Origin of the sequence: uncultured Flavobacterium sp. (genome assembly GCF_963925185.1) — a bacterium.
In the GTDB taxonomy this organism is placed as follows: domain Bacteria; phylum Bacteroidota; class Bacteroidia; order Flavobacteriales; family Flavobacteriaceae; genus Flavobacterium.
Genome location: NZ_CAWURC010000002.1, coordinates 76,377 through 96,535, shown reverse-complemented (window position 1 = coordinate 96,535; position 20,159 = coordinate 76,377). Strand labels below are relative to the sequence as shown.

The following is a 20,159-nucleotide window of genomic DNA, read 5'->3' as shown; positions in this document are numbered from 1 at the left end:
AAAAAAAAATACTTTTTACTTTAAAACCTAATTATCCTTTATGAAATTACAACCCCTTGCTTTACTTCTCTTTTTATTAGCGTTTTCTATAAATAGTTTTTCTCAGGAAACGACAACGCAAATATTGGGTGAGCTCTCGCCTGTAAAACTTATAAAACAACCTACAACAACACTACCTGAAACAAAATTTGAACCAATAATAACGGTTTTTATGTCGCATTGGACAAAAAAAAACACCGTTGGTTTTGACCTAAACGAAATTGCTTTTTCTAATTGGAATGCTGGTGGTGTAAGTTCTATTTCGGGATTATTAAAAGGCGAATTTACAAGAATTCACACCCTTAATAAAAGCAAATGGTTTAATGAATTGATAATTAGATACGGTGTAAACAAACAAGATGGATTTGCGGTAAGAAAGTCTGATGATGCCATCCGATATACCTCCACTTTCGGATATAGAAAAGATACTTTATCCAATTGGTACCATTCTGCAAAATTTAATTTTAACACTCAATTTACTTCTGGATACAATTACCCTAACACACGTTCTCCCATTTCAAAACCTTTTGCACCGGCCTATACTTTCCTTGGAGTTGGAGCAGAATATTTCAACAAAAAACAAAAACTCAATGTATATATTTCTCCTTTAACGATGAAAAACACCTTGGTTTTAGATCAAAATTTAGCTAATCAAGGCGCTTTTGGTGTAACCAAAGCCATATACAACTTAGAAGGAAATCTAATTTTAGAAGGCGAAAAATCAAAAACGGAACTTGGTTTTTTAGTAACAAACTATTATAATAAAGTGGTTTTGGAAAATATTGTTTTGGAAAATCGTTTGAGTTTTTATTCAGATTATATCAATAATTTTGGAAATATTGATGTTGATTGGGAATTAAAGCTTGACTTGATTGTAAATCAATATGTCAAAGCAAATATTGGAACGCATATTATTTATGATGATGATATAAAAGCAAAAAAAGAAATTAATGGCGAACAAATCATCATTGGCTCAAAAATACAGCTCAAACAAATATTGGGTGTGGGATTACAATATGTGTTTTAAAAATTAATTACGCCTTTCTACCGTTGATGGTTTCGTATAATTCCAAAGCGTTTCCATCGGTTAAAAGGGACACGTAATGGCAAATATGCAAGAGCCTTTTGTACAAATCCTCTTTCTCCTCAAGAAATTTTTCAGGTAACATTTTTAATAAAAGTTTGTCGTAATTAGAAGCATTTCCGTTGTATTTATTGTTAAAGGCCATAATAAATTTATCCAACAAGGTTTGAATGATTTGGTAACCGACAATTTCTTTTTCAATGACTTCTCGACTTTGATAAATATTTTTGACACTCAATTTGATAATGTCGTCCATTTGAACTTTATACTTGCTCTTGTCCATCAAAGCGTATGGAAATCTGCCTTGCAAAATGGCGTCTTCGTTTTCTACAAATACCTTCACGGCATCATTTATTAAACTGCCAATTGCCAATGCACGCAAGTAACTAATACGATCTTCTTTAGTGGTTAATGTATTGTATTTAGAAGTGTCAATACTGTCTTTTACTAATTTTATCAGATATTCCAGGGCAAAATCTTCAGAAACTAAACCTAAATTTATGCCGTCTTCAAAATCGATAATTGTGTAACAAATATCATCGGCTGCTTCCACTAAATAAGCCAAAGGATGTCTTTCGAAGCCAATGTCGTTTCCTTCTTTATTTGGAATCATCCCCAATTCTAAGGCTACATCTTCGAAGGATTTTTTGTCAGATTGAAAGAAACCATATTTTTTGTCGGCTATGTTTTGTGTTGGTTTTTTGGGTAAACTTTCCTTTGGGTATTTCATAAATGCGCCGAGAGTTGCATACGAAATTCTCAATCCACCTTCAATTCCGGGACGACTAGCTGTAAGAACTGAAAAACCATTGGCATTGCCTTCAAAATCAATTAAATCCTGCCATTCTTTATTTGATAATTGGTCTTTGTATTGTTGTCCTTTTCCAATAGAAAAATATTCGCCAATAGCCTTTTCTCCCGAATGTCCAAAAGGGGGATTCCCAATGTCGTGTGCCAAGGAAGCTGCGGCAACAATTGCCCCGAAATCATTTGCTTGAAAACCGTGAACTTCTTTTAAATGAGGATGTTTTTCGATAATTTTCTTACCCACTAATCGCCCAATTGAACGACCCACAACCGAAACCTCTAAACTATGTGTCAAACGAGTGTGTACAAAATCGGTTTTCGAAAGCGGAATAACCTGCGTTTTATCCTGCAAACTTCGAAATGCGGCTGAAAAAATAATTCGATCATAATCGACTTCAAAACCCAAACGGGTGTCGTCTTGTTCTATTCGTAATCGTTTGCTCGTATCGCCTTGACGGCGAAGTGATAAAAGTTGTTCCCAGTTCATTGTTGCCTTTTAGATTTTAGAATAAGCGAATATAAAGAAAAAGGATTTGTTTAAAATAAAAATAGCCGTCAAAATAACGGCTAGTCATATCTTTTTTAATTTCGTTAAGGAAATAAAACAACTCCCTTTTTTTTATTGAATTTGTGTTTCTTCACAACATAAGTCTCGGAAGATAGATCATGTAAACCTCTGGCGTTACTTCCCAAGAATGTCAGGCATTCAAGAGGAATAAAACGAGAAAGCGTTCGTTTTAGAAGAGCATTGAAACCCGGTTTTGTGCCGTCTTTTGTAACCACGATTGTTTTAGAAAAATATTTGGCAAAGGTTCTTGAAAAATACATTTCGGTCAAAAAGTAATATAAAAACATAATGACAAGCCAAAAAACTAATTTTTCATTAGTCGTTGTAGATTCAGCCCAGTTTGACAAGGCATAAATGCTGGTTATTTCGCCTATTATAATGACCGTCGTTCCAAGGCTGATCCATATAATATACACAATCAAGAAATCCATAATAAAATTTAGAAAACGTTGCGCTCTGGAAGCTAACAAATCAGCTGTAATTGTAAATTCTTTATTTTCCATTTTGAATGTTTTTGATTACTATGAAAAATGTTTTTGTAGCGATAACTCTCTCAAATATAGTGAATTATTTTTGAAAAAATGGGTTTAAATGGAGAAAACTAGCCCCGATTGTAGTGAAAATCCTTTTGTTTTTTTCTTTAAAAAAAAGATTGCAACGCAAAGCGGGACACGAGCGCAGCGAACTGACGAAGTAAATAGCTGCAAAAAAAAACAGCCATCATCAAAACGATAGCTATTTCTATTATTGGTCGAGATAAAATTACTTCATTCCCCGCAATGACTTACGAACCACACATTTCACACTCATCAGGACCTGCATTTTTGGCTATTTCGATCATCGCTTTGTATTCATCTGCACTCATTTCTGAATTTTCAACTTCTACTTGAACCGCTATATCTTGAGTGGCCTCTGTAGGATCTGCTTTTTTGTCGTTATTCAAAGTAAATTTTATAGCATCAACAGCTGCTTTTGTTCTCAAATAGTACATTCCGGTTTTCAATCCAGATTGCCAAGCGTAGAAGTGCATGGACGTTAATTTTGAATAATTGGCGTTTTGCATGAACAAGTTCAACGACTGTGATTGATCTACAAAATACCCTCTATGGCGTGACATATCAATGATGTCTTTCATGGACATTTCCCAAACGGTTTTGTACAATTCCTTTAAATCTTGTGGGATATTTAGGTTTTGAACCGATCCGTTCTCACGCATTAATTCTTGTTTTAGGTCTTCTGTCCAAAGTCCTAATTTTACTAAATCTTCAAGCAAATGTTTATTGACTACAATGAATTCACCAGAAAGTACGCGTCGTGTGTAAATATTAGAAGTATAAGGCTCAAAAGCCTCGTTGTTTCCTAATATTTGGGAGGTCGAAGCGGTTGGCATTGGCGCTACTAAAAGCGAGTTTCTTACTCCGTTTTTCAACACTTCTTTACGCAATCCTGCCCAATCCCAACGGCCTGAAAGTTCTTCGTCTTTCATTCCCCATAGGTTGTGCTGGAATTCTCCTTGCGATATTGGCGAACCAACATAACTTGAATACGGTCCTTCTTCGATTGCCAATTCCATTGATGCGGTTACGGCAGCAAAATATAATGTTTCGAAAATTTCTTGGTTCAATTTTTTAGCTTCGTCACTTGTAAACGGCAAACGCAACATAATAAATGCATCAGCCAATCCTTGAACTCCCAAACCAATCGGCCTGTGGCGTTTGTTGGAGTTTTCTCCTTCAATTACAGGATAATAATTTCTATCGATTACTTTATTCAAGTTTCTAGTCACGCGTTTGGTAACGGTAAACAACAAATCGTGGTTGAATTTTCCGTTTTCAACAAACATTGGTAACGAAAGGGAAGCTAAATTACAAACTGCAATTTCATCTTTTGATGTGAATTCCATAATCTCGGTACACAAATTCGACGAACGAATTGTTCCCAAATTTTTCTGGTTCGATTTTCTATTGGCGGCATCTTTGTACAACATATATGGTGTTCCAGTCTCGATTTGCGATTCTAAGATTTTCTCCCATAATTCGTGGGCTTTGATGGTTTTTCTGCCCTTTCCAGCTGCTTCATATGAAATATATAATGCTTCAAATTCTTCGCCATAAACATCGTATAAACCCGGACATTCGTTAGGACACATCAACGTCCAAAGTCCGTCTTCTTGAACGCGTTTCATAAACAAATCGGAAGTCCACATTGCAAAAAACAAATCTCTGGCGCGCATTTCTTCTTTTCCAGTATTCTTTTTCAAATCCAAGAAATCGAAAATATCAGCGTGCCAAGTTTCAATATAAATCGCAAAACTACCTTTACGTTTTCCACCACCTTGATCTACGTAACGTGCAGTATCATTAAAAACGCGCAACATTGGAACAATCCCGTTTGACGTTCCATTCGTACCGCGAATATACGATCCTGTTGCACGAACATTGTGAATTGAAAGTCCAATTCCGCCAGCAGATTGCGAAATTTTAGCCGTTTGTTTTAGCGTATCGTAAATCCCGTCGATGCTATCGTCTTGCATTGCCAAAAGGAAACACGAAGACATTTGAGGTTTTGGCGTTCCCGCATTGAACAAGGTTGGCGTAGCGTGAGTGAAGAATTTTTTCGACATTAAGTCGTACGTTTCTATCACAGAAGTCAAATCGTCTAAGTGAATTCCAACAGAAACACGCATCAACATGTGTTGCGGACGTTCCACGATTTTTCCGTTTATTTTAAGCAAATACGAACGTTCCAAGGTTTTAAAACCAAAATAATCGTAGTTAAAATCTCTGTTGTATATAATGTGCGAATCCAAAAATTCGGCGTTATCCATAATCACTTTGTGCACTTCTTCGGACAGCAAAGGCGCTTTTTGCCCATTTCGTGGGTTCACGTAAAGATACATTTCGTTCATCGTTTCCGAGAACGATTTTTTGGTGTTAGAATGCAAATTCGAAATCGCAATTCTCGCTGCCAATTGAGCATAATCAGGATGCGCAATGGTCATCGAAGCCGCAGTTTCGGCTGCTAAATTATCTAATTCGGACGTAGAAACCCCATCGTAAAGTCCTTCAATTACTCGCATTGCTACTTTTACAGCATCAACCAAATCGTTCAAACCATAGCATAGTTTTTTAATTCTATCGGTGATTTTGTCGAACATCACAGGCTCTTTGTGGCCATCTCTTTTTACTACGTACATACTTTTTTTGTTTTTTAAAACAGAAAATCCCTTCGCTGTTTTTCGTTATTTGTAATATTTTTTGGAGCTATTTACTTCGTCAGTTCGCTACGCTCGTGTCCAGCTATCCATTGCAATATTTTCATTACTATCTGGGCCAGGGCTTCAGATGTAAGATTAAATTTCAAGCGTTAATTACGATTTTATAAAAAACCGGAACTCTAAGTCGTGTAGAATTTATATTTTAAAAATCAGCGTCAAAGCTAATTTTTTGAGCTTGAGAATCCGTATTCATAACTCCCGATTTTTGATATTCGGCTACTTTCTTTTCAAAGAAATTGGTTTTTCCTTGAAGTGAAATCATATCCATAAAATCAAACGGGTTCGTAGTATTGTATTCTCTGTCGCAACCTAATTCAACTAACAATCTGTCGGCAACAAATTCTAAATATTGCGTCATTAAAACTGCATTCATCCCAATTAAACTAACAGGAAGTGATTCGGTAATGAATTCTCTTTCGATTTTTAAAGCGTCTACAATAATCTCACGAATTCTTGCTTTTGGAACTTTATTAATCAAGTGGTGGTTGTGTAAATGCACTGCAAAATCACAGTGAACACCCTCATCGCGAGAAATTAATTCGTTAGAAAAGGTTAAACCTGGCATCAAACCACGTTTTTTTAACCAATAAATAGAACAAAATGCACCAGAAAAGAAAATCCCTTCTACGGCTGCAAATGCAATTAACCGTTCTGCAAAAGAATCTGATTCAATCCATTTCAAAGCCCAATCTGCTTTTTTTCTAATTGCAGGAAAAACATCTAATGCATTGAAAAGATCGTCTTTTTCTGCCTCATCTTTTACATACGTATCAATCAAAAGAGAATAGGTTTCGCTATGAATGTTCTCCATCATAATTTGAAAACCATAGAAAAATTTAGCTTCCGCATATTGTACTTCGTTAACAAAATTCTCGGCTAAATTCTCGTTTACAATTCCGTCAGAAGCGGCAAAAAATGCCAAAATATGTTTCACAAAATAGCGCTCATCATCAGAAAGTTTGTTGTTCCAGTCATTTAAATCCTGAGACAAATCAATTTCTTCAGCAGTCCAAAAACTAGCCTCCATTTTCTTATACCATTCCCATATATCGTGGTGCTTGATAGGAAAAATCACAAAGCGATTCTTGTTTTCTTGTAAAATTGGTTCAACTTGTGACATCGCGATTTTTTGTTTTTTTTTAAATTTCAACGAAATTTTATGTTTTCATCGTTTACAAAGATTGTAAATTCTTGCGGTTATTAAAAGCCAAACTTATTCACAATTGGCTTGAGTTTTTAACAAATGTGATTAATTTGAATGTTTTTAATGAAAATTTTAAAGTGCTCTTAATCAGTATTTTAAAAAAAATAAATACCCTTAGATACCGTAAAATATAGGATTTAATAAATTATAAAAATAAAAATAAACACAATTTAAGAAATTATTTTTTCAATTCGCGCGCAACTTTTTCGAGCTCTAAATACCAATCTTCCCCAAATCTTCGGATGAGCGCTTCCTTGACAAATTTGTAAACCGGAACTTCCAATTCCTTGCCTAAAGAGCAGGCATCGTCGCAAATTTCCCATTTGTCATAATTAACAGCAGCAAATTCAGAGAAATCTTTAACACGAATAGGATATAAATGGCAGGAAACGGGTTTTTTGAAAGTAACTTCCCCTTGATTGTAGGCTTGTTCAATTCCGCAAAGCGCAGTTTTTCCATCATATATAACGTATGCACAATCTTTATTGTCAATTAAGGGCGTTTCCAGATCACCATCGTTTCCTTTTGCCCAGGTTCCCTGAGCTTCTATGGCAGCAACGCCTTCTTTGCGGAGAAATGGTTTTACTTTTGGATAAATTTCTTCCAAAATCTTGGTTTCGGCCTCACTCAAAGGTGCCCCGGCATCGCCATCAACGCAACAAGCGCCTTTACAAGCCGATAAATTACAAACAAATTCTTTTTCGAGAATATCTTCCGATATGATGGTTTTTCCTAGTTGAAACATTTTACAAATATAGTTTGCAATTCTCAATTTCGAATATTAAATTTTGTGTTTTTTAGGTAGAAAATGACTGGAGTGCTATTCCATTTATTAGAATAAAATAAATCTTGACAACAAATATATTATTTAGACTTTGCCAAATAATAACCACAATTTGACATTTAACTTATAGAATTTAATACTTTTGTCCCATAAATAAAGAAATTATGCAACTTGATTTTAAAGAGATAATTACCGTAAGTATGGTTCTTTTTGCTGTAATTGATATTGTGGGAACGATTCCCATTATTGTCGATTTGAGAGCAAAACACGGCCACATCGAATCTGAAAAAGCTTCGTTAGTGGCGGGTTTTATAATGATTATTTTCCTTTTTGTAGGAGAGGAATTATTGAAATTAATTGGTATTGACGTGAATTCATTTGCCGTTGCAGGTTCTTTTGTATTGTTCTTTCTGGCACTCGAAATGATTCTCGGTATTCGCATTTATAGGGACGAAGAAGCAAGTTCGGCTTCGATAGTTCCCATTGCTTTTCCGTTAATTGCCGGAGCTGGAACGATGACTACTTTGCTTTCGTTGCGTTCCCAGTTTCATTCGGTAAACATTGTAATTGCGATTGTTTTGAATATTATTGTGGTGTATGTCGTTTTGAAGTCTTCATCTAAAATCGAAAGAATGCTAGGTAAAAATGGTTTGGGAGTGATAAGAAAAGCTTTTGGGGTAGTTCTTTTGGCAATTGCTGTTAAATTATTCGCCGCTAATGTTAAAGGTTTGTTTGTCTAAAATAATTTTTTATAAATTTACCCAATCATTTTTTATATAAAGGCAGTCTTGATTTTTTTTTAAAACAGATAATCAAAATAAGAGTTATTGTTAAATTCTTCTATTTTTTTATAAAAACAAAACACTATTTTATGAAAATTTTTACTAACGTATTGGTGTCTTTGGCATTGGGGTTAATCGTTTTCAATATTACCCTACTAGATTTTAAAAACCCTCTTGAGGGGGACAGTATGATAGCTTTCATTGGAATCGCTGCTTCAATTTGTGCTGTTTTAATTCTTCTTATTTTTAGAATGTCGAAGAATATCGAAGAAAAAATGAATGATAAATTCTAACTTGTTTGGTGTTTTACTATTTGACGGTGGTGTTTCGGGAATTCTTGGTAACCACAAACAAGAACATCTATAAAAACCTAAATCATTTTGGTGTTTGGTTATTCCTATACTTTTAAAATTGGTGGAATGATCCACTATATTGAACCCCATCAAAAGTTACTTTTTAAAAAACAAAGAATCCAACTAAACAATAGGGGTTACAAAGTTGCCAAAGGTATTTATGTCAAAATAACACTTGCTGGCAGGAGAAGTCAAGCAGCAATTACTACCGGAAGCGCTGCTGCCGTGGTGACCGACATTCTTACGTTATGAAATGAAGGAATTCAAACACAATCGCATAACAGCATTAAGAAGTAAGATTTTAACCCCATAAAAAATTAAGAAAATAGTAGTAGATTTACATTTTCTGTAAATTATTTTTATGTTTTCATTTATACTAGGCGTTAACAGGTTCATTCTTTTTGTATTATATCTTTCCTTATTTTTGTTCATATACTATTTTTTAAGTTTTTTTTGGAGCAAAGAAGTTAGTTTTAAAAAAGGGTTGTTATTGCGTGATTTCTTAATCCGAATAACAAATTTTATTTTAGGCATAAGGGTAACTATTTACGGAGAAAGACCCACTGTACAAGGATTAATTGTAGCCAATCACCGTTCCTATTTAGATCCTATTGCGATCATAAGTCAAGTTCATGCCTTTCCCGTGGGAAAGAAAGAAGTGGAATCATGGCCTCTCATTGGATATATTGGTAAAATATCTGGAGTCTTGTTTGTTGACAGAAAGTGCGAGAAAAGCAGACAAAATACTGCCGAAAATATTCGGGAAGTTCTTAGCAAGGGATATTCAATAGTTAACTTTCCTGAAGGAACAACTGATATTTTGCCCACAACTGTCAATTTTAATTATGGCTCATTTGTCATGGCCGCTAAAATTAAATCGGCACTTATACCTGTGGCTATTGACTTTAAAGAGAAAACGGATGCCTTTGTAGGAAATGACACCTTTATCCCCCATTTTATAAAATGTTTTGGCAAACTTACAACAGAAATTAAAATGACTTTTTTTCCACCCATATATTCCGAAGACCCTTCGTATTTATTAAACACCTCTAAAAAAATGATTGACGAAGAACTCATTCGCTTTAGAAAAGAGTGGGATAATGAAAAATAGGTTTTTGCCGCGGTTATTTCTTGATTATTTTGTTAACCATCGCGTCATTTTGTAGTATTATTTCATAAAATTTACTGTCATTATATAACTGACGGGCAAATTCTGCTGATAAATACCGTTTGACCAATGACTTGTTTTTTTCCAGATTCAAATCTAGTGCATTCTTTAAAATAAATTTTTGAAAAGCATCGAAATACAAATCAGTTCCTTCCATTTTTGTCTTGAATTGCATAAAAGAGAACCCTTTGAAAGCATTCCTATTGCGATCTAGTTGTTCAAAAACAAATTGCCCCAAAATACCTGACTGCAATAAATAAATTGTATTTCCTTTGCTGTGATCCACTTCAATTGGAACAAAAACATCAGGAACAATTCCACCACCTCCGTAGACGATTTTTCCTTTTGGTGTTTTATATTTTAACTTTTTTGATGTTTTTATGCTGTCTTTGTTAAATAACTCTCCGTCTTCAAAACGGGAGTCCGATTCCTTAAAATATTCCTCATTACCTTTCGAGTAGGGTTTTTGTATCGAGCGACCTGTAGGGGTATAATATCTCGCAACGGTCAGCCGCACAGCCGATCCGTCGTCAAAATCCATTTCGCGTTGCACCAATCCTTTACCAAAAGAGCGACGGCCAACAATAGTTCCTCGGTCATTATCCTGAATTGCTCCTGCTAGAATTTCGCTTGCCGAAGCACTATTTTCATTAATCAATACATATAAGTTTCCGTTTTCGAAACTCCCATTTTTAGTGGCGAAAGTTTGGGTGATAGTCCCTTTTTTGTTTTTGGTGAAAACAATCAACTGTTTGTCTTTCAAAAATTCATCAGCAATAGCAATGGCTTGCTCCATATATCCGCCTCCATTATCACGAAGATCAATCACCAATGATTTTGCCCCTTCTTGTATCAACTTAATCAAACCTGCGTTAAATTCATTATAAGTGGTTTCGGAAAACCGATTGATTTTTATGTATCCTGTTGTTGAATTTAAAAGTAAGGCGGCATCGATACTTTTTATCGGAATAACACCTCGTCTTATTTTAATTTTAATTTTTTTGTGCTCTGATTTTCTGTAAACAGTGACCTCAACTTCGGAGCCTTCTTCTCCTTTAAGTTTCGAAAACAAAGTATCTGTTGGGAGTTTTCGTCCAAATAGTTTTGTTCTATCGGCATAAAGAATCCGGTCTCCCGATTTTATTCCGGCGTTTTCTGAAGGGCCATTTTCGATAGGTTTTATTATTGCTAATGAATCCTTATACATAAAGAAACTTATACCGATCCCTACAAAATCACCTCTCATATTTTCGGCAATTTGTGATTGCTCGCTTGGTGGAATGTAAACTGAATGGGGATCTAGTTGCCCTAAAATATTGTCAACTGTATGATTCACTATTGAATCCGTATTGATGCTGTCGACGTATTCATTATCAATAAAATCAATGAGTTTGTTGAGTTTGTTTTTTGAGTTGTTTTTGGCAAAAAACTGATTTTGGCCCGGAAAATTGAACCATCCCCCAAGCAGAATTCCAAAAGCAAGCGTTGCAAAAATAAGAATTGGGAAATATTTGGACTTTTGTTTCATATGGTGATATATTGTTCTTTATCGTTCATATGTAATCACTTAGCCTGTTCACTTTCGTTTGAGTTACATCTAATAATAGCTGTTAGCATTTCCGTTATGCTTCATCTATTTATCCTAAAACTTCAATTTGTTCTACTATTACTCCTGCCTTTGTAAGGAAATCCACGCCGGAAGTGTCTCTGTAACCTGTCTGGTAAACAACTCTTTTTATCCCTGATTGATGAATTAATTTACTACATTCTTTGCAAGGTGATAGAGTGATATAAAGTGTGGCGCCTTCACAGGTTTGTGTAGATTTTGCAACTTTTAAAATGGCATTTGCTTCGGCATGAAGCACATACCAATTGGTTAAACCTTCGTTGTCTTCGCAACAATTTTCGAAACCTGAAGGTGTTCCGTTGTATCCGTCTGAAATAATCATTCTGTCTCGAACGATTATGGCTCCCACTTGTTTGCGTTTACAGTAGGATAAAAGACTCCATTCTTTGGCAATTCTAAGATAGGCTCGGTCGTATTTATTTAATTTTTTCTTTTCCATGTTTTATTATCTATTCCAAAATTCACTTTGGAGAATCATTGGCAAAACAACTCCAATTACAAAAGACGACATCACTAATGTCCAATCGCGTTTTGAAAATCGGAAGAGCGTTTGAACTATATACGAAAGTATCAGTACAATAAAAATAACAATTATTTGAGAAGTTTCAATTCCGAATGCAAATTCTAATAATGGCAGTAATTTCGACTGTGGCGAACCTGTATGTATTGTTTTAAAATAAGCGGCAAAACCTAAACCGTGTAAAATCCCAAAAAACAAAGTGACGAGACCAATAATGCTGATGCTCTCTTGTTTCGATGATTTTCCGGAAGTAAAAAGATTAAAAAAAGCTACCGCGATAATCGTTATTGGAATTAAAAAATCGGCCAAATTTCCTCTTAGAATAATCACGCCAAAAACGGATAACATTAAAGCTAATGTATGACCAATTGTAAAAATGGAAATCAAAAGCAGTAATCTTTTCCAATCCTTGAATGCGTATGGAACCGTCAATACAATTAAAAACAAAATATGATCGTAAGCAAAAAGATTAAGAACGTGCCTTAACCCTTTTTCAAAATAAATCCAAAATTCTAACATTGTAAGTGGTTTTAAATATTAGGGGCTGTCAAACTTACAATTTATTTTGAAAATACTTAGAACAGATGGTGTTAAAAGCAATTTCTGCCTAATTTATTTTACTGAAATCATAAAAAATTATTAATTGACTTTCTTTAAAATCGAAATAGAATTATCTTTGTTAGACAAAAACCCAATATTATGTCAATTTCAGATTTATTCAACAACGAATTCAAACAAAGAAATAAAGGTCATTTTTCTGCAATTGTTCGAGTGGCACTTGCCGATGGAAAAATCGATCCAGAAGAACAATCATTTTTAGACAGACTGGCTAGAAATCTTGATATTTCGGAAACGGAATATGAAGAAATTCTAGAAAATCCATTAAAATACCCTGTCAATCCTCCCTATTCAGGTACCCAAAGAATTGAGCGTTTGTATGATTTGGCTAGAATGGTTCATATTGATCATCATTTAGGGGACAAGCAGGTCTCAATGTTGCGAAGACTTGGTTTGGCATTGGGATTTACTCCCGAAAACGCAAACTACATTGTTGACAAAGCGCTTTCACTTACAGATAAAAAAGTGGATTTAGATACTTTTATTTATGAAATGGAGCATATGAATAAGTAATATTTTCGACCATTGAGAAATTAATAAAACAAGGTGAAGCCTTAATAAGCTAATATTTCTTAAAGTTCTAAATTCTTAAAACATTTTTTAGGATTTACTTAATTCCGCTTTCTGCATAAATTCTTCCGCCTTATTGACCATATTATGGCTTCCGCAGAAAAAGGGAACTCTTTCGTGTAATTCTGTTGGCAAGATTTCCATTATTCTATTGAAACCGTTCGATGCTTTTCCTCCTGCTTGTTCGACTATAAAAGCCATTGGATTGCATTCATAAAGCAATCTCAATTTTCCTTTAGGTGATTTTGAGCTCGTAGGATATAAATAAATCCCCCCTTTTATCATATTCCTATGAATATCGGAAACTAAACTTCCAATATATCGCGAAGTGTAAGGCCTGTCTTCTTCTTCAAGCTGGCAATATTTTAAATAGTTTTTTACCCCTTGCGGAAAATGAACATAATTACCTTCATTGATGGAGTAAATAGTTCCGTCTTTTGGGAATTCCATTTTTGGGTGAGACAAATAAAATGTGCCAATGGCTGGATTCAAAGTAAATCCATTTACTCCAAAACCAGTAGTATAAACAAGCATTGTCGATGTACCGTAAATTACATATCCTGCGGCAACTTGGTTGATTCCGGGTTGCAAGAAATCTTCTAAAGTAACCGGAGTTCCTATAGGAGTTACTCTTCTATAAACCGAAAAAATAGTTCCTACCGAAACATTTACGTCTATGTTTGATGAGCCGTCGAGTGGATCCATCAAAACCACGTATTTATTATTATGACCGTGGTCGTTCCCTTCAACGGTTATAAAGTCGTCATTTTCTTCGGACGCAATGCCACAAACAATCTCGCGATTTATCAAAGTTTGAATGAAAATTTCATTGGCATAAACGTCTAATTTTTGTTGATCTTCTCCCTGAATATTTTGCTCCCCAGCCGCACCAACAATGTCAACCAAACCGGCTTTATTGACTTTGTAGTTGACCACTTTTGCTGCTAATCGAATCGAATTAATGATTCGAGATAATTCGCCTGACGAATATTGAAAAGCATTTTGATTTTCGATAATAAATTCTCCTAAAGTCTTGTTGTGTTCTTCCATTTCGAAATCGTTGTAGTTGTTTTGAATTCACAAATGTCGGGTTTTTTGTGAAAATGATTTTATTTTATTTAGTTCTTTTATCAGAATTGTATATTTGCCATTTAAAGTATTAAATTTTTCAAATAAAAGTTGCTTTTCCAAGGCAAATACTACTATAAACAAAAATATATGATAATTAGAAAAGGAAATCCCGAAGATATGGAAGCCGTTTTAGGACTTATTCAAGAACTAGCTGATTTTGAAAAAGAACCTGACGCTGTTTTAGTAACAGTTGATGATTTAATTCGTGATGGTTTTGGTCCGGTTCCGTTATTTTACGTTTTTGTTGCCGAAGTCGAAAAGGAAATTGTGGGCATAGCATTATATTATTATCGCTACTCGACTTGGAAAGGAAAAATTATACATTTGGAAGATTTAGTAGTGAAAGACAAAATGCGAGGAACAGGATTAGGTTATGCCTTATATTCTGAAATCATGAAACAAGGAAAGAGAGATAATGTTCGAAGAATCGACTGGCACGTGCTTGATTGGAACACATCGGCAATTGAATTTTATGAAAAATCAGGCGCGAAAGTTTTAAAAGATTGGTATTTAGCGCAAATGGATGAGGCTGGAATTAACTATTTCGTGGATAATCAGTTGAGATAAAAACCCGCCCTATAAGAATAATTAGAAAAATAAACCTATAAATAAATCGCTTTCAAATTTCAACCGTTAATCTGAAATCTGAAATCTGAAATCTGACTTTTAAATGAGAGTATTCAAATTTGGTGGCGCTTCCGTGAAAGATGCCGAAGGAATTAAAAACGTGTATGACGTTTTACAAAAAGTGGGTTACGAAGATGTTTTGTTGGTAGTTTCCGCAATGGGAAAGACTACCAATGCCCTTGAGGTGGTTATAAAAAACTATTTCGACAAATCGCCAGAATTACAATCATCAGTTCAGGAAGTAAAAAAATACCACAATCAAATCCTTTTGGATTTATTCGAAGATGAAAAAAATGAGGTTTTTAGAGCAGTAAACAAGCAGTTCTCTGACTTAGAATATTTCTTGACCAGCAACAAATCACCCAATTATAATTTTGTCTATGACCAAATCGCAAGTTATGGAGAATTAATTTCGACAACTATTTTGAGTCATTTTATGACTTTTATGGGCATAAAAACCCAATGGCTCGATGTGAGAAACTTCATCAAAACCAACTCAAATCATAGAGATGCGGAAGTGGATTGGGAGTTAACCCAAAAAAATATTTCGAAAAATGTTAAACGAAAAACATTGAATATTACACAAGGGTTTTTGGGTTCTGACGAAAATAATTTTACCACAACCTTGGGCCGTGAAGGCTCGGATTATACCGCTGCCATTTTTGCTTATTGCTTAAATGCCAGAAGCGTAACCATCTGGAAAGATGTTCCCGGAGTGATGAATGCCGATCCAAGATATTTTGAAAACGCTAGTTTATTGAATCAAATTTCCTATCGCGAAGCTATTGAATTGGCATTTTATGGTGCAACTGTTATTCATCCCAAAACCTTGCAACCTTTACAAAAAAAGGAAATTCCCTTGAATGTGAAATCGTTTTTAAACCCTATGTTACCCGGAACAAGTGTTGCAAAAGGTGCTGATTTAGAACCTTATTTACCTTGTTTTATTGTCAAAAGAAACCAATTATTGATTTCGCTTTCCTCCATAGATTTCTCGTTCATAATGGAAGAAAACATCAGCGAAATTTTCGCTTTGTTTCATCAATTCAAATTAAAAGTAAACTTGATCCAGAATTCTGCCATCAGTTTTTCGGTTTGTGTTGAGGATAAATTTGAAAATTTTAAGGAATTGAATGCTATTCTGTCGAAAAAATTTAAAGTCGATTTTACAGAAGATGTTACTTTGTATACTATTCGCCATTTCGATGCAAAAGCGGCACATGCTGTAGAGGAAAACAAAACCGTAATTCTAAAACAGGTGAGCCGTGAAACAATGCAGATTGTGACGAAGGAAATCTAGTTGCCCTATTAAACTGAAACTATTTTTACCGCAGATTCACCAATTTCAAATTTGTGGCTCTGTGGTTTTTTTAATACTTATTTGAAAGAAATGGACTTTAAGCCTATTGTTTTGTTTTATCAAGTCATTTTCAACTTCAAAATCTCTTCATTAAAATTTCCAAATAATAAATACTACTTTTGATACTTTCGAGTTATACTCTTTATGCTAAAAAAAGTATTGATTTTGTTGACAATAATCTATTTTTCTGGGCTTCATGCGCAGGAGACTAACTCGTTGTACAAAACAAAAAAAATACCTGTGTCACTTGACACTATTCATATCGAAAAGATTAGCCTCAACTCCAGTTTTTTTAAGTTGCTTGACGCTAATGAAAAAATAATTGACACTTCTTTCTATAAAATAAATTTTGAGAAAGGAGCTTTGATTTTAACCGAAAATATTTTATTAACCTCCGATTCCATATCGGTGTATTACCTAAAACTCCCTGATATTCTGACTAAAGAATATCATATTTACGACCCCAGTCGGGTGGTTAGTAACGAAGTCACCTTGGAAAATTTATATACAATTGAGGAAAATACACAGAAAAAAGCCATTCCTTTTGATGGATTAAACACTTCTGGTAGCATAACCCGTGGCGTAACTATTGGCAACAATCAAAACGTGGTTTTAAACTCCAATCTAGATTTACAAATCACGGGTAAAATTTCCGAAAAAGTGAGCTTAAGGGCTTCGCTTCAAGACAGTAATATTCCTTTGCAAGACGGGGGTTATTCCCAAAAACTAGATCAATTTGACAACGTTTTTATGGAACTATTTAGCGATAAATGGAACATTCGAGCGGGCGATGTTTTTCTTGAAAACCACAAAACAAAATTTCTAAATTTCAACAAGAAAGTCCAGGGAATCGCCACTAATTTTGACTTTGGAACAGAAGAAAACAAAACCAATATTTTTGCTTCAGCTGCATTAGTAAAAGGTCAATATGCCAAAAGTGATTTCATGGGTCAAGAAGGAAATCAAGGCCCTTATAAATTAAAAGGACAAAATGGAGAATTGTATGTTCTTGTAATTTCAGGTTCAGAGCGGGTTTATGTCAACGGAATTTTATTAAAACGAGGTGAAAACAACGATTATACCATAGATTACAATGCCGGGGAAATTGTGTTTACGCCTCTTTTTACGATCACCTCCGAAATGCGAATTAGTATCGAATATCAATATTCCGATAGAAATTACACCCGGTTTGTTACCTATGCCGGAGGAACTCACGAAAGCAAAAACTGGAGTTTTGGCGGCTATTTATATTCCGAAGGCGATTTGAAAAACCAAACTTTGCAACAAAACCTTTCGTCGGAACAGGCTCAGATTCTATCCGATGCTGGCGACAATCTTGATTTGATGACGGCGCCTTCGGCCTATGTAGATTCCTATTCTGACAACAAAGTGTTGTACAAGAAAATTTTGGCTAACACGGTTGAAATTTTCGAATATTCGAATAACCCTCAGGACGAATTGTTTACTGTTCGATTTAGTTTGGTTGGAAATAATAAGGGAAATTATAGGCTGTCAAATGCAGTGGCAATCAACCGGATTTACGAATATATAGCGCCTATAAATGCCATTCCACAGGGAAATTATGAACCCATTATTCAATTAATTCCTCCAACAAAAATTCAAGTGGTTACCTTTCTTGGTAAATACGCGCCCACCGAAAAAACTTTCGTTGATTTTGAACTAGGACTGAGTAATAATGACAAAAATCTTTTTTCTTCGATAGACGATTCCAACAATCAAGGTTTGGCTGCAAAAATAAACGCCAAACAACGGTTATTCTCGAAAAAATGGGAAGTAGATGCTTTTGCCAATTACCAACTTATACAGAAACATTTTAGTTCGGTGGAGCGTCTTTACAACATTGAATTTGGAAGAGATTGGAATCTAGGAGCAACCACAATTGGAAATCAAAGTTATCTAATTTCCGGGCTGCAATTTGCCTTACCTGAAAAAGGAAGCTTGATTTACCAATATGAAAAACTGGATTTCTCAGATAGTTTTACTGGAAATCGTCATGTTTTGAATGGCGCCTTCAAGTTAAAAAATTGGATCATTCAAAACCAAGGAAGTTTTTTAAAAAGTGACGCTGCTGCTTCGACATCAAAATTCATTAGAAACCAATCGCAAATTCGTTATCATTTCAACAAAAACTGGATTGGAACCAGAATAAAATTGGAAGATAATCAAGAAAAAAATAAAGCGACGAATCAACTTTCGGCTTTGAGTCAAAAATTTACTGAATATGGTTTGATTGCAGGTCGTGGCGACAGCACGAAGGTTTTTGTGGAATTGGGTTATTTCAAAAGAGCGAATGACAGCTTGCAAAACGGATTATTGCAACGAAAAAACAATTCCCAAACATTCACTTTGAAGTCTAAATTAATTCAAACTACCAAAAGTAATTTGTCAATTTATGCCAATTACAGAATTTTAGATTTTGTAGATGCTTTGAAGAAAAACGAATCTTCTTTAAATTCAAGAATGGTTTACAACGATCGTTTTTTTAATCAGTTGATTCAATCTACAACTGTTTTTGAAACGAATTCCGGTTCAATTCCGCAACAGGAATTTACGTATTTAGAAGTTCCTGTAGGACAGGGTGTCTATACTTGGAACGACTACAACAGCAATGAAATTCAGGAATTGCAAGAGTTTGAAGTGGCGCCATTTATCGATCAAGCAAAATATATCAGAGTGTATTTACCTAACCGAATTTACATCAAAACACACCAAAACAAGTTTTCACAATCGATAACTTTAAATCCCAATCGATGGCAAAATGAAATTGGTTTTAGAAAAATAGTTTCTCATTTTTACAACCAAACTTCCTTTATCATTGATCGAAAAATAAAAAATGAAGGCGCTAATTTTGATTTAAACCCTTTCGATAATTCCAATGAAAACGTACTGGGATTGAACTCCAGTTTCAGGAATAGCTTGTTTTTTAATCGGGGAAAACAAAACCATTCGGCAACCTATTCGTATATTCAAAATAGGACTAAAAACTTGCTTTCCGTTGGCTCACAAGAAGCTAAAAACAGTTCCCACCAACTGCAATATTCTCACTTATATAGGAAAAGCTGGTTGTTTGGAATGTTTGCCAAAAGAATAAACACCTTAATATTATCTGAAAATTTTCCTGAAAAAAATTATGAAATAAAAGGGTGGCAATTGGCTCCAAAAATCAGTTATTTATTTTCAAAAAATACCAGTTTGGATTTGTTTTACGAATTTCAAAACAAGGAAAATCAAATTGGAAATTCGGAAACTTTGTTGCAAAATCGTTTTGGAACCTCCTTTATGTTTGCGGGTAAAAAGAATTTCACCCTGAATGGAGAAGTTTCTTTTTATCAAAATAAATTCGAGGGGAATGAATTTTCGTCGGTTGGGTTTCAAATGCTCGAAGGATTACAAGCGGGGCAAAACATGACCTGGAAATTGCTTTTGCAAAAAAACCTGACTCAATTTCTGGATATAAACCTAAATTATCAAGGTCGGAAAAGCGAAAATAGCCAAACCATTCATACGGGAAATATTCAACTGAGGGCCTATTTTTAAATTTATAGTGCAACATAAAACGAATAACTTAATGGTATATTAATGTTCTGGAAACGTGAAAATTTGCTGTGTTTTATAATTT

18 protein-coding genes are annotated in these 20,159 nt (G+C 34.6%); 9 read left to right on the top strand and 9 right to left on the bottom strand.

Going from position 1 to position 20,159, the window contains the following annotated elements; translation table 11 throughout:
* Positions 1 to 40 precede the first annotated feature (40 nt).
* The gene (locus tag AABM59_RS01230) at positions 41 to 1,066 is read left to right on the top strand and encodes a DUF3078 domain-containing protein (RefSeq protein WP_338407164.1); all 1,026 of its coding nucleotides are present in this window, start codon (positions 41 to 43) and stop codon (positions 1,064 to 1,066) included.
* A gap of 7 nt (positions 1,067 to 1,073) precedes the next feature.
* Here AABM59_RS01230 and AABM59_RS01225 read toward each other — a convergent pair whose 3' ends face one another.
* The 5 genes from AABM59_RS01225 to AABM59_RS01205 all read right to left on the bottom strand — a co-directional run bounded on the left by AABM59_RS01225 (position 1,074) and on the right by AABM59_RS01205 (position 7,724).
* Entirely contained in the window at positions 1,074 to 2,417 is a 1,344-nt protein-coding gene (locus AABM59_RS01225; RefSeq protein WP_338407163.1) for a deoxyguanosinetriphosphate triphosphohydrolase, read from the bottom strand.
* A 104-nt stretch (positions 2,418 to 2,521) separates the two neighbouring features.
* Positions 2,522 to 3,001, bottom strand: a complete 480-nt coding sequence (locus AABM59_RS01220) for an RDD family protein (protein ID WP_338407162.1) — start codon at positions 2,999 to 3,001, stop codon at positions 2,522 to 2,524.
* Between the two features lie 281 nt (positions 3,002 to 3,282).
* Positions 3,283 to 5,694 carry a ribonucleoside-diphosphate reductase subunit alpha gene (locus AABM59_RS01215; protein WP_338407161.1) on the bottom strand — a complete coding sequence of 804 codons (2,412 nt, stop codon included), beginning with the start codon at positions 5,692 to 5,694 and terminating at the stop codon, positions 3,283 to 3,285.
* 223 nt (positions 5,695 to 5,917) lie between these two features.
* Positions 5,918 to 6,895, bottom strand: a complete 978-nt coding sequence (locus tag AABM59_RS01210) for a ribonucleotide-diphosphate reductase subunit beta (RefSeq protein WP_338407160.1) — start codon at positions 6,893 to 6,895, stop codon at positions 5,918 to 5,920.
* A 262-nt stretch (positions 6,896 to 7,157) separates the two neighbouring features.
* The gene (locus tag AABM59_RS01205) at positions 7,158 to 7,724 is read right to left on the bottom strand and encodes a DUF3109 family protein (RefSeq protein ID WP_338407159.1); all 567 of its coding nucleotides are present in this window, start codon (positions 7,722 to 7,724) and stop codon (positions 7,158 to 7,160) included.
* Between the two features lie 200 nt (positions 7,725 to 7,924).
* Here AABM59_RS01205 and AABM59_RS01200 point away from each other — a divergent pair, with 200 nt between their 5' ends.
* From AABM59_RS01200 to AABM59_RS01185, 4 genes are all read left to right on the top strand, one after another.
* Positions 7,925 to 8,503 (top strand): MarC family protein, encoded by a 579-nt coding sequence (locus AABM59_RS01200; protein WP_338407166.1) that lies wholly within the window; start codon positions 7,925 to 7,927, stop codon positions 8,501 to 8,503.
* A gap of 131 nt (positions 8,504 to 8,634) precedes the next feature.
* Positions 8,635 to 8,838 (top strand): hypothetical protein, encoded by a 204-nt coding sequence (locus AABM59_RS01195; protein WP_338407158.1) that lies wholly within the window; start codon positions 8,635 to 8,637, stop codon positions 8,836 to 8,838.
* A 126-nt stretch (positions 8,839 to 8,964) separates the two neighbouring features.
* A complete protein-coding gene (locus AABM59_RS01190) occupies positions 8,965 to 9,150 on the top strand; it encodes a hypothetical protein (RefSeq protein ID WP_338407157.1) in 186 nt (61 codons plus the stop codon).
* A gap of 238 nt (positions 9,151 to 9,388) precedes the next feature.
* A complete protein-coding gene (locus AABM59_RS01185; RefSeq protein ID WP_338407156.1) occupies positions 9,389 to 10,009 on the top strand; it encodes a lysophospholipid acyltransferase family protein in 621 nt (206 codons plus the stop codon).
* Positions 10,010 to 10,022: 13 nt separating this feature from the next.
* Here the strand turns inward: AABM59_RS01185 and AABM59_RS01180 are convergent, their stop codons facing one another.
* From AABM59_RS01180 to AABM59_RS01170, 3 genes are all read right to left on the bottom strand, one after another.
* The gene (locus tag AABM59_RS01180) at positions 10,023 to 11,594 is read right to left on the bottom strand and encodes a S41 family peptidase (protein WP_338407155.1); all 1,572 of its coding nucleotides are present in this window, start codon (positions 11,592 to 11,594) and stop codon (positions 10,023 to 10,025) included.
* 109 nt (positions 11,595 to 11,703) lie between these two features.
* The gene (locus tag AABM59_RS01175) at positions 11,704 to 12,132 is read right to left on the bottom strand and encodes a dCMP deaminase family protein (RefSeq protein ID WP_338407154.1); all 429 of its coding nucleotides are present in this window, start codon (positions 12,130 to 12,132) and stop codon (positions 11,704 to 11,706) included.
* A 6-nt stretch (positions 12,133 to 12,138) separates the two neighbouring features.
* On the bottom strand, positions 12,139 to 12,732 hold the full coding sequence (locus tag AABM59_RS01170) for a HupE/UreJ family protein (RefSeq protein WP_338407153.1): 594 nt from the start codon (positions 12,730 to 12,732) through the stop codon (positions 12,139 to 12,141).
* Between the two features lie 180 nt (positions 12,733 to 12,912).
* On the opposite strand from AABM59_RS01170, the gene AABM59_RS01165 reads away from it, so the two are divergent.
* Positions 12,913 to 13,344 carry a TerB family tellurite resistance protein gene (locus AABM59_RS01165; RefSeq protein ID WP_338407152.1) on the top strand — a complete coding sequence of 144 codons (432 nt, stop codon included), beginning with the start codon at positions 12,913 to 12,915 and terminating at the stop codon, positions 13,342 to 13,344.
* 87 nt (positions 13,345 to 13,431) lie between these two features.
* Here AABM59_RS01165 and fbp read toward each other — a convergent pair whose 3' ends face one another.
* The gene (gene fbp / locus AABM59_RS01160; protein ID WP_338407151.1) at positions 13,432 to 14,451 is read right to left on the bottom strand and encodes a class 1 fructose-bisphosphatase; all 1,020 of its coding nucleotides are present in this window, start codon (positions 14,449 to 14,451) and stop codon (positions 13,432 to 13,434) included.
* 168 nt (positions 14,452 to 14,619) lie between these two features.
* Here fbp and AABM59_RS01155 point away from each other — a divergent pair, with 168 nt between their 5' ends.
* The 3 genes from AABM59_RS01155 to AABM59_RS01145 all read left to right on the top strand — a co-directional run bounded on the left by AABM59_RS01155 (position 14,620) and on the right by AABM59_RS01145 (position 20,077).
* The gene (locus AABM59_RS01155; RefSeq protein ID WP_338407150.1) at positions 14,620 to 15,099 is read left to right on the top strand and encodes a GNAT family N-acetyltransferase; all 480 of its coding nucleotides are present in this window, start codon (positions 14,620 to 14,622) and stop codon (positions 15,097 to 15,099) included.
* 103 nt (positions 15,100 to 15,202) lie between these two features.
* The gene (locus AABM59_RS01150) at positions 15,203 to 16,459 is read left to right on the top strand and encodes an aspartate kinase (RefSeq protein ID WP_338407149.1); all 1,257 of its coding nucleotides are present in this window, start codon (positions 15,203 to 15,205) and stop codon (positions 16,457 to 16,459) included.
* Positions 16,460 to 16,663: 204 nt separating this feature from the next.
* A complete protein-coding gene (locus tag AABM59_RS01145; RefSeq protein WP_338407148.1) occupies positions 16,664 to 20,077 on the top strand; it encodes a hypothetical protein in 3,414 nt (1,137 codons plus the stop codon).
* Positions 20,078 to 20,159: the final 82 nt, after the last annotated feature.

Bases quoted from the DNA above. Each gene is read 5' to 3' on its own strand.
- AABM59_RS01230 (WP_338407164.1), top strand. From the start codon at position 41: ATGAAATTACAACCCCTTGCTTTACTTCTCTTTTTATTAGCGTTTTCT.
- AABM59_RS01225 (WP_338407163.1), bottom strand. From the start codon at position 2,417: ATGAACTGGGAACAACTTTTATCACTTCGCCGTCAAGGCGATACGAGC.
- AABM59_RS01220 (WP_338407162.1), bottom strand. From the start codon at position 3,001: ATGGAAAATAAAGAATTTACAATTACAGCTGATTTGTTAGCTTCCAGA.
- AABM59_RS01215 (WP_338407161.1), bottom strand. From the start codon at position 5,694: ATGTACGTAGTAAAAAGAGATGGCCACAAAGAGCCTGTGATGTTCGAC.
- AABM59_RS01210 (WP_338407160.1), bottom strand. From the start codon at position 6,895: ATGTCACAAGTTGAACCAATTTTACAAGAAAACAAGAATCGCTTTGTG.
- AABM59_RS01205 (WP_338407159.1), bottom strand. From the start codon at position 7,724: ATGTTTCAACTAGGAAAAACCATCATATCGGAAGATATTCTCGAAAAA.
- AABM59_RS01195 (WP_338407158.1), top strand. From the start codon at position 8,635: ATGAAAATTTTTACTAACGTATTGGTGTCTTTGGCATTGGGGTTAATC.
- AABM59_RS01190 (WP_338407157.1), top strand. From the start codon at position 8,965: ATGATCCACTATATTGAACCCCATCAAAAGTTACTTTTTAAAAAACAA.
- AABM59_RS01180 (WP_338407155.1), bottom strand. From the start codon at position 11,594: ATGAAACAAAAGTCCAAATATTTCCCAATTCTTATTTTTGCAACGCTT.
- AABM59_RS01175 (WP_338407154.1), bottom strand. From the start codon at position 12,132: ATGGAAAAGAAAAAATTAAATAAATACGACCGAGCCTATCTTAGAATT.
- AABM59_RS01170 (WP_338407153.1), bottom strand. From the start codon at position 12,732: ATGTTAGAATTTTGGATTTATTTTGAAAAAGGGTTAAGGCACGTTCTT.
- AABM59_RS01165 (WP_338407152.1), top strand. From the start codon at position 12,913: ATGTCAATTTCAGATTTATTCAACAACGAATTCAAACAAAGAAATAAA.
- fbp (WP_338407151.1), bottom strand. From the start codon at position 14,451: ATGGAAGAACACAACAAGACTTTAGGAGAATTTATTATCGAAAATCAA.
- AABM59_RS01155 (WP_338407150.1), top strand. From the start codon at position 14,620: ATGATAATTAGAAAAGGAAATCCCGAAGATATGGAAGCCGTTTTAGGA.
- AABM59_RS01150 (WP_338407149.1), top strand. From the start codon at position 15,203: ATGAGAGTATTCAAATTTGGTGGCGCTTCCGTGAAAGATGCCGAAGGA.
- AABM59_RS01145 (WP_338407148.1), top strand. From the start codon at position 16,664: ATGCTAAAAAAAGTATTGATTTTGTTGACAATAATCTATTTTTCTGGG.